We start from the raw sequence: 12,890 nt of genomic DNA on the forward strand, positions 1-12,890 counted from the left end.
GCTGCTGACGGCCGGCTGCCCGGGGATCAGCCCGAGCCGACGAAGACGACCAGCAGCAGCCACACCACGGGGGCGGTCGGCAGCAGCGAGTCGAGGCGGTCCATGATGCCGCCGTGGCCGGGCAGCAGCTTGCCCATGTCCTTGATGCCGAGGTCCCGCTTGATCATGGACTCGCCGAGGTCACCGAGGGTCGCGCTGGCGGCCACCGCGAGGCCCAGCAGCAGACCCTGCCACCACCGGCCGTCGTCGATCAGGAACTGCATGGACAGGGCGCCCGCCGCCATCGCGAAGGTGATCGCGCCGACCAGGCCCTCACGGGTCTTGCCGGGGCTGATGCGGGGAGCGAGCTTGTGCGTGCCGAAGCGCCAACCGACGGCGTAGGCACCGGTGTCGCTGATCACCGTGAGCAGCAGGAAGACGAAGACCCGCCACGGGCCGTCGCCCGCAGCGAGCATCATCACCACGAACGTGGCCAGGAACGGCACGTAGAAGGCGGCGAACACGCCCGCCGTGACGTCGCGGAGGTAGTTCTCCGGAGGCTCCGTCATGCGCCACACCAGTACGGCGAGCGCGGTGAGCGCCATCGCCACCCACGCGCCCTCGGCACCGCGCACGTAGCCCGCGACGACCATGGCGGCGCCGCCGACGGCGAGCGGCACCAGGGGAGCCCGGATCTCCTTGCGTTCGGCCAGGCGCGAGGTGAGCTCCCACAGGCCCACCACGACCGCCGCGGCGACGACGCCCACGAAGACGGCCTTGACGATGAAGAGCGAGGCGATGATGACGACCCCGAGGCCGACACCCACCCCTATCGCGGCGCGCAGGTTGCGCCCCGCGCTCTTCTTCGCCCGGCCGCCGTTCCCACCCGCTGCCGAGGGCTGCGGCACGGAACGGTCGGGCCGGGCGGAGTGCCGCTCCGGTTCGGGGGCGTCGTCGCGGAACAAGGGGCCGCCCATCCGGGTGGCCCCTTCATCCTCGCCTCCCCAGGAACCGGCATGTGGCGAGGGCCCCCAAGAAGAGTCGTTCACGGAGTTTCGCCTCGCGTTTTCGTCCGGTCCGGGTCGGTCGGATGGGTGGTCGGGTGGATGGGTCGCTCAGCCGCGGGCCTGCCGAGCCGAGGATCCGGTCCGGCGGTGTGCCGGATCAGACCTCCAGCAGCTCGGCTTCCTTGTGCTTGAGCAGCTCGTCGACCTGCGCCACGTACTTGTGGGTCGTGTCGTCGAGCTCCTTCTCCGCGCGGCGCACCTCGTCCTCGCCCGTCTCGCCGTCCTTGACGAGCTTGTCGAGGGTCTCCTTGGCCTTGCGGCGCACGCTGCGGATCGAGATCCGCGCGTCCTCCGCCTTGCCGCGGGCGACCTTGATGTACTCCTTGCGCCGCTCCTCGGTGAGCTGCGGGAAGACCACCCGGATGATACGGCCGTCGTTGGTCGGGTTGACACCCAGGTCCGAGTCCCGGATCGCCTGCTCGATGTTGCGCAGCGCCGAGTTGTCGAACGGGGTGATCACGGCCATCCGTGCCTCGGGCACCGCGAAGGAGGCGAGCTGGTTGATCGGGGTCGGGGCGCCGTAGTAGTCCGCCACGATCTTGTTGAACATCGCCGGGTGGGCGCGGCCGGTGCGGATCGCGGCGAAGTCCTCCTTGGCGACGACGACGGCCTTCTCCATCTTCTCCTCGGCTTCGAGGAGGGTCTCTTCAATCACCATGTGCTCCTGGTATTCAGAAGGCAGAGCCTCGGCCCTTGCGCGCGTCTTTCCTGCACGGTGTCCGACCGGCAGCGTCTTGTCCATCCCCGTTCCGGGCGGATCGCAGGCCGGGTTGCGGCCGGCGCCGTCCGTCAGCGGGCACCCGTGTCGTTGACGAGCGTGCCGATCTTCTCACCCTTCACGGCCCGCGCGATGTTGCCCTCCGCGAGCAGCTCGAAGACGAGGATCGGGAGCTTGTTGTCCTGGCACAGCGTGATCGCCGTCAGGTCCGCGACGCGCAGGTCGCGGGCGATGACGTCGGCGTACTCCAGGGCGTCGAACATCACCGCGTCGGGGTTCGAGCGGGGGTCGGCGTCGTAGACCCCGTCGACCCCGTTCTTGCCCATCAGCAGCGCCTCGGCGTGGATCTCCAGGGCGCGCTGCGCGGCGGTGGTGTCGGTGGAGAAGTACGGCATGCCCATACCGGCGCCGAAGATCACCACACGGCCCTTCTCCAGGTGGCGCACGGCGCGCAACGGGATGTAGGGCTCTGCGACCTGGCCCATCGTGATCGCCGTCTGCACCCGCGACTGGATGCCCTCCTTCTCCAGGAAGTCCTGGAGGGCGAGGCAGTTCATGACCGTGCCGAGCATGCCCATGTAGTCGGAGCGGGCACGGTCCATGCCGCGCTGCTGGAGCTGGGCACCGCGGAAGAAGTTGCCCCCGCCGATGACCACGGCGATCTCGTATCCGTCGCGGACGACGGCGGCGATCTCACGGGCCATCGTGTGCACGACGTCGGGGTCGACTCCGAGTCCCCCTCCGCCGGCGAAGGCCTCGCCGGAGAGCTTGAGCAGGTACCGGCCCTTGTGCGTGCTGCCGGTGGCGGTGGGTGCCTTGTCGGCGTCCTGTTCCATGGAGATCTCCTCGTACACGTACGAAGAAGGCCATTGCCGAGGGTCCGTGATGGTTCCCTGTGGGCAATGGCCTCCTCGTCACAACTGCGGCCCGCCGGTGAGCGGCCGGCTGCGTACGACCCTAGCGGGGCCGTCGGTCAATCGCTTGCGCGGTGGTCGCTCAGACGCCGACGCGGAAGCGGGCGAAGCGCTTCAGCGAGACGCCGGCCTCGTCCAGGACCTTCTGGACGGTCTTCTTGTTGTCCTTGGCGAAGGCCTGCTCGAGAACGACGTTCTCCTTGAAGAAGCCGTTGACGCGACCCTCGACGATCTTCGTCAGGGCGGCCTCGGGCTTGCCCTCCTCGCGGGCGGTGGCCTCGGCGACACGACGCTCGTTCTCGACGGTCTCGGCCGGCACCTCCTCGCGGGACAGGAAGGTGGGGGCGAAGGCGGCGATGTGCTGCGCGACGTCCTTGGCGACCTGGGCGTCGGCCTTGTCCAGCTCGACCAGGACACCGACCTGCGGGGGCAGGTCCGGGCTGGTGCGGTGCAGGTAGGAGGCGACGTAGCCGTCGGTGAACTGGGCGAAGCGGTCCAGGACGATCTTCTCGCCGAGGGTGGCGTTGGCCTCGTCGACGAAGGCCTGGACGGTCTGGCCGTCCTTGATCTCGGAGGCGAGCAGCGCCTCCAGGTCGGCCGGCTTGCTGGCGGCGACGTGGGCCGCGAGGGCGTCGGCGGCGGCGATGAACTTGTCGCCCTTGGCGACGAAGTCGGTCTCGCACTTGAGCTCGACGAGGACACCCTCGCTGTTGTCACCGGCGATCAGGGACACGACGGCGCCGTTGGAGGCGGAGCGGCCCTCGCGCTTGGTGACGCCCTTCTGGCCCTTGACGCGGAGGATCTCGACGGCCTTGTCCAGGTCGCCCTCGGCCTCCTCGAGCGCCTTCTTGCAGTCCATCATGCCCGCGGCGGTCAGCTCGCGGAGCTTCTTGACGTCGGCGGCGGTGAAGTTCGCCATGGTCTGTCAGTCTCTTCTCGGAAGTCGGTGGATCCGGTGAGCGGTGGTTCTACGGACGAACGGCGGGGGCCGGAGCCCCCGCCGTCCTCACACGCATCGGAAGGCGGGCTGAGGCTCAGGCCTGCTCGGCGTCGGCGGCGGGCGCCTCGGCGGTCTCGGCGGCCGGAGCAGCCTCGGCGGCGGTCTCCTCGGCGGTCTCGGCCGGAGCGGCCTCCGCGGCGGGCGCCTCAGCGGACTCGGCGGCCGGAGCAGCCTCGGCGGCGGTCTCATCGGCCTTCGCCTTGTCGCCCTCGAGCAGCTCGCGCTCCCAGGCGGCCAGCGGCTCGCCCTCGGCCTTGTCACCGGCGGTGGCGGCACCGGAGCGGGCGATGAGGCCCTCGGCGACGGCATCGGCGATCACACGGGTCAGCAGGGTGACGGAGCGGATCGCGTCGTCGTTGCCCGGGATCTTGTAGTCGACCTCGTCGGGGTCGCAGTTGGTGTCGAGGATCGCGACGACCGGGATGCGGAGCTTGCGCGCCTCACCGACGGCGATGTGCTCCTTCTTGGTGTCCACGATCCAGACGGCGCTCGGCACCTTCTGCATCTCGCGGATGCCGCCCAGGGTCTTCTCCAGCTTCTCCTTCTCACGGGAGAGGACCAGGAGCTCCTTCTTGGTGAGGCCGGAGGCGGCCACGTCCTCGAAGTCGATCTCCTCGAGCTCCTTCAGGCGCTGCAGGCGCTTGTAGACGGTCGAGAAGTTGGTGAGCATGCCGCCCAGCCAGCGCTGGTTCACGTAGGGCATGCCGACGCGGGTCGCCTGCTCGGCGATGGCCTCCTGGGCCTGCTTCTTCGTACCGACGAAGAGGATGGTGCCGCCGTGTGCGACGGTCTCCTTGACGAACTCGTAGGCGCGGTCGATGTACGACAGCGACTGGAGCAGGTCGATGATGTAGATGCCGTTGCGCTCGGTGAAGATGAAGCGCTTCATCTTCGGGTTCCAGCGGCGGGTCTGGTGCCCGAAGTGGACGCCGCTCTCCAGCAGCTCCCGCATCGTGACGACGGCCATGGCCGTACTCCTAGGGGTACTCGGTTTTCGCGGTCGCCGGACGGCGGCCGCGCCTGACGCCCCGAACGCGCCGTGCCACGAGGGACCGAGGAGCGCGTCCACCGCTCGCTGTAGGGCGGTGGCGGGGCGTGCGAAGTCGACCCGGTGACCCGGATCGCCATGGAAAGTGTACGGGACCGCCGGAGCGGCGGGCGACATCGTGCCTGGGGGCGGGGGCCGTACGGGGTTGTCCACAGGCCGCTTCCATGATCAACCGGCGACGGCGGAACACGTCACCGTTGGACCATGAGGACATACGCGGTGGTGGTGTTGGCGGTACTGACGTGGCTCGGGCTCGTGCACCCGGTGGGGGCCGCTGCCCGGACGCCGGTCGTCCCGGGAGGCGAGGACGCGGACCGGGCCTGGCCTGTGGATCCGTCCGGCGGGGGCCGGCGACCGGTCGTGGAGCGGGGGTTCGATCCGCCGGCGGTGCCGTGGGCGGCGGGGCACCGTGGGGTGGACCTGCGCGCGGGGCCCGGCGCACCGGTGCGCGCGGCGGCGCCCGGCAGGGTGTCGTACACCGGTCAGGTGGCGGGGCGCGGGGTCGTGGCGATCGAGCTCACCGGCGGGCTGCGCATCACGTACCAGCCGGTGCGGGCCTCGGTCGCGGTGGGCGACGAGGTCGGAGCGGGGCAGGAGGTGGGGGTGCTCACGGAAGGCCCGTGGCATTGCCCCGGCGGCTGCCTGCACTGGGGGCTGCTGCGCGGGGAGGTCTACCTCGACCCGCTGTCGCTGCTGCCGGACGGGCTGCTGCGCGGCGGGCCGTCACGACTCCTGCCGGTCTTCGGGGTGCCCTTGCCGGAAGGGGTGGCCGGAACGACGGCCGGAGCGATCGAGGCGGTCGGGAAGGTCCCGCCGGTCAGCCCAGGACGCCGCGCAGCGCCATGGTGACGGCCGCGTCGGCGATGGCGTCCGGCTCCTCGGCGGCACCGAGCTCGATCCGGCGGACCGCGGAGTCGACGATGCCCTGGAGCAGCATCGCGGTGAGCCTCGGCTCATGGTGGCCGAGCGCGGCGAGCGCCTCGACGACCATGGCGACCAGGCCGCCGTGGGCGGCGCGGATCTTCTCACGGGCGCCCGAGTCGAGTTCGCCCGCGGAGATCGCGACCACGGCCCGGTGCCGGCGGTCACCGACGAGCGTGAGCTGGCTGCGGACGTACGCCTCGATCTTGGCTTCGGCGGTGGGGGCGGCCTCCATGGCCGCCTCGACCTCGGCCGCCCAGACGGGGAAGTCGACGGCGCACAGCTCCTCGACGACTGCGGCCCGGGAGCGGAAGTACTCGTAGACGGAGGACCGGGCGAGCCCGGTGCGCTCCGCGAGGGCGGGGAAGGTCAGGGCCTCCGTCCCGCCTTCGGAGAGCAGACTGCGCGCGGCGTCCAGCAGGGCGTCGCGCTGCATCGACCGGTGCTCGGCCACCGAGGCCGCTCGAATCTTGGGCACCTCACCACTGTACGGAAGCGGCGCGGCCGTCGGGCGCACCCGTCGGCAAAGCGGCGTCAACGGCCGACGTCGGCCAGTTTCGCGCGCAATTGCAGTACGGACTTGGTGTGGATCTGGCTGACCCTGCTCTCGGTGACCCCGAGCACCTGGCCGATCTCCGCGAGGGTGAGCCCCTCGTAGTAGTAGAGGGTGACCACGGTCTTCTCGCGCTCGGGCAGCGTGTTGACGGCGCGGGCCAGCAGGCGGCGCAGCTCACGGTCCTCGGCGACCTCGACGGGGTTGTCGGCGCCGGTGTCCTCCAGGGTGTCGACCAGGGTGAGCCGGTCACCGCCGTCGGTGCCCGCGTGGAGCAGTTCCTCCAGGGCGACGACGTTGGCCAGGGAGAGCTGGCTGAAGACGCCGTGCAGCTCCTCCAGGGCGATGCCCATCTCGGCGGCGACCTCGGACTCGCTCGGGGTCCGCCGCAGGGAGGCCTCGAGGGTGGCGTAGGCGCGCTCCACGGCGCGGGCCTTCTGGCGCACCGAGCGCGGGATCCAGTCCAGGGCGCGCAGCTCGTCGATCATGGCCCCGCGGATCCTGGTGATCGCGTAGGTCTCGAACTTGATCGCACGCTCGGGGTCGAACTTCTCGATGGCGTCGATGAGCCCGAAGACCCCGGAGGAGACGAAGTCCGCCTGTTCCACGTTGGCGGGCAGGCCGACGCTCACCCGTCCCGCGACGTACTTCACCAGGGGTGAGTAGTGCAGGATCAGCTGCTCGCGCAGGCGTGCGTCCCCCGTGGACTTGTAGGTCCGCCACAGCGCGTCGAGCGAGGTGGGGGCGGGCGGCCGGGGGTTTCCGGTGACGGCGGTCGCCGCCGTGCTGCCTTCGTGCCCGGGAGTGTGCCGGTGCATGCGTCGATCTGAGCCGTTCTGCGTGACCTGAGGGACGGGCGGGACTCGAACCCCCTTGAGCGTAGCGTGACCATACCGTCGCTCAGGGCGACGTTCGGGCGTCCCCATAACCTCGCCATCCAGGGGGTCCCAGGTCAAGAACCGTCCTGTCACCTGATGGTGTGTTCACCGGGAGAGCGTGTCGGCTTGGCGACCCCCCTCCGTCGTGGGAGCCGTGGGAGCCGCCTCGCGGCCTTGCGGCAACTTCCAGCGCGGGCCGTCCCGTTCGACGAAACCGAGGGCGTGCAGCTCATGGAGCCTGGCGAGGGTGTCGTCGGGGGTGCTCGCGGCGGCGACCGCGAGCTCCGCTACGCCGGCCCCGCCCCGGGCCGGCAGGGCCTCCAGGACCCGGGCGGCTGCGGGCGGGAGCAGATCCCGCGGCAGGACCGGCCCGCGGCGCTCGGGGGCGAGGTCCTCGCCGATGCGGCCGACGAGTTCGATGACGTCGGCGGCGCCGGTGACCAGGACCCCGTCCGCGCGCAGCAGCTCGTGGACCCCCTGGGACAGCGCCGAGGTGCAGGGTCCCGGCACGCCCATGACGAAACGGCCCAGCTTGCGGGCCCGGCGGGCGGTGATCAGGGAGCCGCTGCGGTACTGGGCCTCGATGACGACGGTGCCCCGGGTGAGCGCGGCGATCACACGGTTGCGGAGCACGAAGCGGCTGCGGGTGGGATGCGATCCGGGTGGCAATTCACCGATGAGCAGCCCCTGTTCGGCGATGCGTCCGATCAACTCGGCATGACCCGGCGGATACGGCACGTCCACTCCGGAGGCGACGACCCCCACGGTCGCCCCCGTCGCGGACAGCGCTCCCCGGTGCGCGGCGCCGTCGACGCCGTAGGCGGCCCCGGAGACGGTGACCCAGCCGGCCTCCGCCAGGTCGGCGCCGAGGGACGCCGCCATGTGGGAGCCGTAGTCGGTGCAGGCACGGGCACCCACGACGGCGACCGACCGCAGCGCCCACATCCGCAGCGAGGCGCCGCCGCGCACCCACAGTCCGTACGGGCGCTCGCCGCCCAGGTCGTCGAGCTGCCGCGGCCAGTCCGGGTCACCGGGGCACAGGAAACGGGCCCCCATGGCCCGGGCCGCCGCCAGATCCCGCTCCGGCCGGGTCCGGCGGGCCCGCAGGGCGTATCCGGCCGCCCGCTGCTCGCCCGCCCCGGGCAGCTCCTCACCGGCGGTGAGGGCCCGTACGGTCTCGACGGGGCCGAGCTCCCGCAGCCAGGCGCCGACGAGGCCGTCGCCGGGATCGGCGATCCGCGTCACGGCGGCGCGGGCCAGACGCTCCTCGGGCGTCGGTGGCGGCTCCTCCTCCAGGTCCGGCCCGGCGTCCCCGTCCATGCCGGGCGGCATCTGCGTCATCGCGCGGCCCCCGTCGCCGCCGCCATGCCGCGGCGCACACCGGTGCGCAGCTCCAGGGCGCGCTCCATGTCGACGCCATCGGGACGGTCACGGCCCGCGAGGTCGGCGACCGTCCAGGCCACGCGCAGGACCCGGTCGAGTCCGCGCGCGGTGAGGAGCCCGCGCTCCATGTCCCGCTCCGCGGAGCGCAGCGCCCCGGGCGCCATCGCCCAGCGGGTGCGCAACTCATGGCCGGGGACCTCGCTGTTGAGCCGCCACGGCGTGTCCGCGTACCGGGCGGCGGCGCGCTCGCGGGCCTCCCGCACCCGCGTGGCGACCACCGCGGTGGACTCCGCGGAGCCGGCGCCCCCGATCAGCTCGGAGCGGCTGACGGCTTCCACCTCGACCCGCAGGTCGACCCTGTCCAGGAGGGGCCCGGAGAGCCGCCCCTGGTAACGGCGGATCATGCTCGGCGTGCAGTCGCACATACCGCCGGGTGAGCCGTACCGCCCGCAGGGGCAGGGGTTGGCGGCGAGGACGAGCAGGAACCGCGCGGGAAGGCGGACGACTCCGGCCGCCCTGGCGATCACCACGTGGCCGGACTCCAGGGGCTGGCGCAGCGCGTCCAGGGCCTGACCAGTGAATTCGGGTGCTTCGTCCAGAAAAAGCACACCTTTGTGGGAGAGCGAGACGGCACCCGGCCGCGGCAGCCCGTTTCCGCCGCCGACCAGCGACTGCATGGTCGCCGAGTGGTGCGGCGCGCAGTACGGCGGCTGGTCCACCATGTGCCGGCCCGGCGGCAGCATCCCGGCGACCGAGTGCACGGCGGTGACCTCCACCGCCTCCTGCCGGGTGAGCGGCGGCAGCAGCCCGGGCAGCCGCTCGGCCAGCATTGTCTTGCCCGCGCCCGGCGGCCCCTTCAGGTAGATGTGGTGACCGCCGGCGGCGGCGACCTCCAGGGCCGTCCTGGCGGTGCCCTGTCCCGCGACCTCGGCCAGATCCGGGGTGCCGGTGTCGGCGAGCCCCGTGCCGTGGCCGGCGCCCGGCAGGGTCAGGCCGGCCAGCATCGGGTCGGGCCTCCCGTCGGTGGGCTCCTCGTCCTCCTCCGGGGCGAGCTCGTCGTTGAGAAGTGCGATCAGCTGCCGCAGGCTGCGGACCCCGAGCACGGAGACCCCCGGTACGAGCGAGGCCTCGGCGACCGTGCGCTCGGGCACCACGACGTGGCGGTATCCGGCGTCGGCGGCGGCGAGGACCGCGGGCAGCACCCCGCGGACCGGGCGGACCCGGCCGTCGAGGCCGAGCTCGCCGATCATCATCAGGTCGGCGATGTCGCGCGGGGCGACGCGGTCGTTCGCGGCGAGGACGGCGCACGCGACCGCCAGGTCGAAGCCGCTGCCGCCCTTGGGGACGGAGGCCGGGCTGAGGCCGACCGTGAGCTTCTTCTGCGGCCAGGTCTCGCCACTGTTCACGATGGCGGCGCGGACCCGGTCGCGGCTCTCGCTCAGGCTCTTGTCCGGCAGCCCCACCAGCGTGAACGCGGCCACTCCCGCCTCCAGGTCCGCCTGGACCTCGACGACGACGCCCTCCACACCCAGCAGCGCCACCGAACACGTCCGGGCGAAGCCCATCACTCCACCCCCCGCACGTGCTCGACGCGGGCGGCGCCCCGGGGCGGCAGCACCACACCGACCACGTCGATCCGCACCCCGCCCGGGGGCGGTCCGCCGTGGTCGGCGAGCCAACATTCGGCGAGCAGCCGCAGCCGCTCCGCCTTGCGCGGGGTGACGGCTGCCATCGGGTGCTCACCGCAGGACTCCGCGCGCGACTTCACCTCGCACACCACGAGCGCGTCGCCGTCCGCCGCCACGATGTCGATCTCGCCGTGCCGTTCGCGGTGCCTGCACCGCCAGTTCCGCTCCAGCACGGTCATCCCGGCCTCGGTCAGAGACCGTGCCGCCAGTTCCTCGCCGTAGCGTCCGAAAGCTCCTCGGGCATTCATCGGTACCACCTCCGTCACTCACTGTGAGGGAGGTGGCGCCCGAGAGATGATCTTGATCGGGGCCTGTGGACAACCCGCCGGCCCCGGCCGGCTCAGCCGTTGAAGCCGGAGTCGTCCGAGGGTAGGTCGAGGTCGGCCTTGTTCAGCTCCTCGATGTTCACGTCCTTGAACGTCAGCACGCGCACCTGCTTCACGAAGCGCGCCGGCCGGTACATGTCCCACACCCACGCGTCGGCCATGGAGACCTCGAAGAACACCTCGCCCTGGACCGAGTGCACCTGCATCTCGTAGTCGTTGGTGAGGTAGAAACGACGCTCCGTCTCGATCACGTACTTGAACAGGCCGACGACATCCCGGTACTCCCTGTAGAGCTTCAGCTCCATCTCGGTCTCGTACTTCTCGAGGTCCTCGGCGCTCATGGCATGTTCCCCTTCAGCCGTACGTCCCCCCATTGTGCGTCAGTCACGCTCCGTCCCCAGGTGAATCGGGGACAATGGGGGACCTTCGTCGAGCAATGCGCGCAGCAGCTCGGCGAGCCTGGTCGGGTACACCGTCTCATGCGAGGCCAGCAGTTCCTCACAGGTCCACCATCGCAGGCCGTCGACGCTGCGCTGCTCCAGCTCGGTCAGACCGGCCGTGTGCACCCGGACGTCGTCGGTGCGGGCCAGGTAGTACCACTCGTCCTGCTCCCAGCGCCGGCCGTCGAAGTCGAAGGCGCACGAGCGCTCCCACAGCACCGGCCCGAGCAGGGCCGTGGTGATCCCGGTCTCCTCCGCCAGCTCGCGGCGCGCCGCGACGTCCAGGCTCTCGCCCTCCTCGACGCCGCCGCCCGGCGTGAACCACCAGGTGACGGACGGGTCGTCCGGCTCGTACCCGTGGAGCAGCAGGATCCGGTCGGAGGGGTCCAGGAGGACGAGCCGGGCCGCGCGCCGTCGCATCGTTATCGCGCCGCCCTCCGCCGCCGGGCCCGGTCCGCGACCGGACCGTAGGCCGCACCAGCGAAGATCAGGACCACTCCGGCCGCGAGCGCCACGCCCACCGTGCGCAAAGGGCCTGGGCCGGAGGGCCCGTCGCCCGGCAGGGCGGCGAACGCGCCGGTCCGGGCGACCATGCCCGCGCGGCCGAGCGGCCAGACCACGCCGTCGACCCGCGCGGACACCGTGCTGCGCGGCACGGAGCCGTTGTCGGCGTCGCCGAGGCGGAAGCGGGAGTCCTCGGACGTCGCCCGGTTGTCGCCCATCATGAACAGGTTGCCCCGGGGCACGGTGGCCGAGAAGGAGGTCGGCGACGCCGGTCCCTCGGGGTCGAGCCGGAACGGCTCGTCGACCGGCTTGCCGTCGACCGTGAGCCGCCCCTGCTTGTCGCAGCAGGCCACCTTGTCACCGCCGACCGCCACGACCCGCTTCACCATGGGGACGTCGCCCCACAGCGGGTCGGTGAAGACCACGATGTCCCCGCGTCGCACCTCGGAGCCGTCGATCCGCTGGGCGAGGATCTTGTCGCCCGCGTCGACGGTCGGGGTCATGGATCCGGTGGGGACGGTGTACGGCCGGTAGACCAGCGCCCCCCAGACGAAACCCCCCAGGAAGAGCACGCAGCCGAGGGCGACGGCCAGACCGGAGACTATCCGTCCGGTCCGCCCGCCGCCCTGTTCGCCTGCTCGCCCCGTCGCCGTCCGCGTGCCCGTGCGTGTGCTCGTGCTCATGCGTCCGCACCCTACCCGGCGGTACGGACCGGGGGCAGCCCTCTCACCCGGCCCGGTTGATCAGACGGCGCCGCCGCCACAGCACCAGCGGGGCCGCACCGGCCAGTCCGCCCGCGGCCGGCAGACCCGCTGCCGCCGCGTTGATGCCGGGCTGGTCGAAGGTGCTGGGCACGGGGAGGGTGGACCAGTTGCTGATCGGCCAGGCCACGACGACCGCGCGGCCGACGACCTCGTCCACGGAGACCGTGCCGTTGCCCGGCAGGTTCTGGTGGTAACGGGAGTCCAGGGAGTCCTGCCGGTGGTCGCCCATCACCCAGATGCGGCCGTCCGGAACCTTGATCGGGCCGAAGGGACGGTCACCGCAGGGGGTGTTCCCCGGGTAGATGTACGGCTCGTCCAGCGCCTTGCCGTTCACCTTGACCGGGCCGGTGCCCTTGCACTCCACCGTGTCCCCGCCGACCGCGATGACCCGCTTGATCAGGTCCTTCTCCTCCGCGGACGGCATGAGGCCGACGAAGCTCAGACCCTTCTGGATCGCGTTCGTCACCGGGTTGGTGTCCACCGGGACGGTCTCGCCGAGCCAGCCGCCCGGGTCGTGGAAGACGACGACCTCGCCGCGCTCGGGCTCGGAGCCGAACCAGGGCGTGAGCTTGTCGACCAGGACCCGGTCGCCGATCCTGAGGGTGTTCTCCATCGACGCCGAGGGGATGGAGAAGGCCTGCAGCAGGAAGGTCTTGATCAGCCAGGCCAGCGCGAGCGCGATGACGATCAGCAGCGGCAGTTCCTTC

15 protein-coding genes are annotated in these 12,890 nt (G+C 71.8%); 1 reads left to right on the forward strand and 14 read right to left on the reverse strand.

What is annotated here, in order from left to right; genetic code table 11:
* Positions 1 to 26: 26 nt before the first annotated feature.
* The 5 genes from OG937_15180 to rpsB all read right to left on the reverse strand — a co-directional run bounded on the left by OG937_15180 (position 27) and on the right by rpsB (position 4,645).
* Positions 27 to 956, reverse strand: coding sequence for a phosphatidate cytidylyltransferase (locus OG937_15180; protein ID WUD72944.1), 930 nt, complete (start codon positions 954 to 956; stop codon positions 27 to 29).
* 187 nt (positions 957 to 1,143) lie between these two features.
* Entirely contained in the window at positions 1,144 to 1,701 is a 558-nt protein-coding gene (frr, locus tag OG937_15185; protein WUD78746.1) for a ribosome recycling factor, read from the reverse strand.
* Between the two features lie 134 nt (positions 1,702 to 1,835).
* Positions 1,836 to 2,600: a UMP kinase gene (pyrH, locus tag OG937_15190; GenBank protein ID WUD72945.1), complete on the reverse strand. Its 765-nt coding sequence runs from the start codon at positions 2,598 to 2,600 to the stop codon at positions 1,836 to 1,838.
* Between the two features lie 160 nt (positions 2,601 to 2,760).
* Complete coding sequence (gene tsf, locus OG937_15195) at positions 2,761 to 3,597, reverse strand: translation elongation factor Ts (protein WUD72946.1); 837 nt, start codon at positions 3,595 to 3,597, stop codon at positions 2,761 to 2,763.
* Between the two features lie 115 nt (positions 3,598 to 3,712).
* A complete protein-coding gene (gene rpsB / locus OG937_15200) occupies positions 3,713 to 4,645 on the reverse strand; it encodes a 30S ribosomal protein S2 (protein ID WUD72947.1) in 933 nt (310 codons plus the stop codon).
* 300 nt (positions 4,646 to 4,945) lie between these two features.
* On the opposite strand from rpsB, the gene OG937_15205 reads away from it, so the two are divergent.
* Positions 4,946 to 5,575, forward strand: a complete 630-nt coding sequence (locus OG937_15205; GenBank protein ID WUD78747.1) for a M23 family metallopeptidase — start codon at positions 4,946 to 4,948, stop codon at positions 5,573 to 5,575.
* Here the strand turns inward: OG937_15205 and OG937_15210 are convergent.
* The 9 genes from OG937_15210 to lepB (OG937_15250) all read right to left on the reverse strand — a co-directional run bounded on the left by OG937_15210 (position 5,544) and on the right by lepB (OG937_15250) (position 12,883).
* Positions 5,544 to 6,101 carry a TetR/AcrR family transcriptional regulator gene (locus OG937_15210; GenBank protein ID WUD78748.1) on the reverse strand — a complete coding sequence of 186 codons (558 nt, stop codon included), beginning with the start codon at positions 6,099 to 6,101 and terminating at the stop codon, positions 5,544 to 5,546. The two genes, OG937_15205 and OG937_15210, sit on opposite strands and share 32 nt — an antisense overlap.
* An 80-nt stretch (positions 6,102 to 6,181) precedes the next feature.
* Positions 6,182 to 7,018: an RNA polymerase sigma factor WhiG gene (gene whiG / locus OG937_15215; protein ID WUD72948.1), complete on the reverse strand. Its 837-nt coding sequence runs from the start codon at positions 7,016 to 7,018 to the stop codon at positions 6,182 to 6,184.
* Positions 7,019 to 7,183: 165 nt separating this feature from the next.
* The gene (gene dprA / locus OG937_15220) at positions 7,184 to 8,398 is read right to left on the reverse strand and encodes a DNA-processing protein DprA (protein WUD78749.1); all 1,215 of its coding nucleotides are present in this window, start codon (positions 8,396 to 8,398) and stop codon (positions 7,184 to 7,186) included.
* Between the two features lie 17 nt (positions 8,399 to 8,415).
* Complete coding sequence (locus OG937_15225; protein ID WUD72949.1) at positions 8,416 to 10,026, reverse strand: YifB family Mg chelatase-like AAA ATPase; 1,611 nt, start codon at positions 10,024 to 10,026, stop codon at positions 8,416 to 8,418.
* Positions 10,026 to 10,397: a YraN family protein gene (locus tag OG937_15230; GenBank protein ID WUD72950.1), complete on the reverse strand. Its 372-nt coding sequence runs from the start codon at positions 10,395 to 10,397 to the stop codon at positions 10,026 to 10,028. Before OG937_15230 ends, OG937_15225 begins: the two co-directional genes overlap by 1 nt.
* A gap of 92 nt (positions 10,398 to 10,489) precedes the next feature.
* A complete protein-coding gene (locus OG937_15235) occupies positions 10,490 to 10,816 on the reverse strand; it encodes a DUF2469 domain-containing protein (GenBank protein WUD72951.1) in 327 nt (108 codons plus the stop codon).
* 39 nt (positions 10,817 to 10,855) lie between these two features.
* Positions 10,856 to 11,335, reverse strand: coding sequence for an NUDIX hydrolase (locus OG937_15240; protein WUD72952.1), 480 nt, complete (start codon positions 11,333 to 11,335; stop codon positions 10,856 to 10,858).
* A 2-nt stretch (positions 11,336 to 11,337) separates the two neighbouring features.
* Entirely contained in the window at positions 11,338 to 12,102 is a 765-nt protein-coding gene (lepB, locus tag OG937_15245; protein WUD72953.1) for a signal peptidase I, read from the reverse strand.
* Between the two features lie 43 nt (positions 12,103 to 12,145).
* Complete coding sequence (gene lepB, locus OG937_15250) at positions 12,146 to 12,883, reverse strand: signal peptidase I (protein ID WUD78750.1); 738 nt, start codon at positions 12,881 to 12,883, stop codon at positions 12,146 to 12,148.
* Positions 12,884 to 12,890: the final 7 nt, after the last annotated feature.

Origin of the sequence: Streptomyces sp. NBC_00510, assembly GCA_036013505.1 — a bacterium.
Taxonomy (GTDB): domain Bacteria; phylum Actinomycetota; class Actinomycetes; order Streptomycetales; family Streptomycetaceae; genus Actinacidiphila.

Bases quoted from the DNA above. Each gene is read 5' to 3' on its own strand.
- OG937_15180 (WUD72944.1), bottom strand. From the start codon at position 956: ATGGGCGGCCCCTTGTTCCGCGACGACGCCCCCGAACCGGAGCGGCAC.
- pyrH (WUD72945.1), bottom strand. From the start codon at position 2,600: ATGGAACAGGACGCCGACAAGGCACCCACCGCCACCGGCAGCACGCAC.
- tsf (WUD72946.1), bottom strand. From the start codon at position 3,597: ATGGCGAACTTCACCGCCGCCGACGTCAAGAAGCTCCGCGAGCTGACC.
- rpsB (WUD72947.1), bottom strand. From the start codon at position 4,645: ATGGCCGTCGTCACGATGCGGGAGCTGCTGGAGAGCGGCGTCCACTTC.
- whiG (WUD72948.1), bottom strand. From the start codon at position 7,018: ATGCACCGGCACACTCCCGGGCACGAAGGCAGCACGGCGGCGACCGCC.
- dprA (WUD78749.1), bottom strand. From the start codon at position 8,398: ATGGACGGGGACGCCGGGCCGGACCTGGAGGAGGAGCCGCCACCGACG.
- OG937_15225 (WUD72949.1), bottom strand. From the start codon at position 10,026: ATGGGCTTCGCCCGGACGTGTTCGGTGGCGCTGCTGGGTGTGGAGGGC.
- OG937_15230 (WUD72950.1), bottom strand. From the start codon at position 10,397: ATGAATGCCCGAGGAGCTTTCGGACGCTACGGCGAGGAACTGGCGGCA.
- OG937_15235 (WUD72951.1), bottom strand. From the start codon at position 10,816: ATGAGCGCCGAGGACCTCGAGAAGTACGAGACCGAGATGGAGCTGAAG.
- OG937_15240 (WUD72952.1), bottom strand. From the start codon at position 11,335: ATGCGACGGCGCGCGGCCCGGCTCGTCCTCCTGGACCCCTCCGACCGG.
- lepB (WUD72953.1), bottom strand. From the start codon at position 12,102: ATGAGCACGAGCACACGCACGGGCACGCGGACGGCGACGGGGCGAGCA.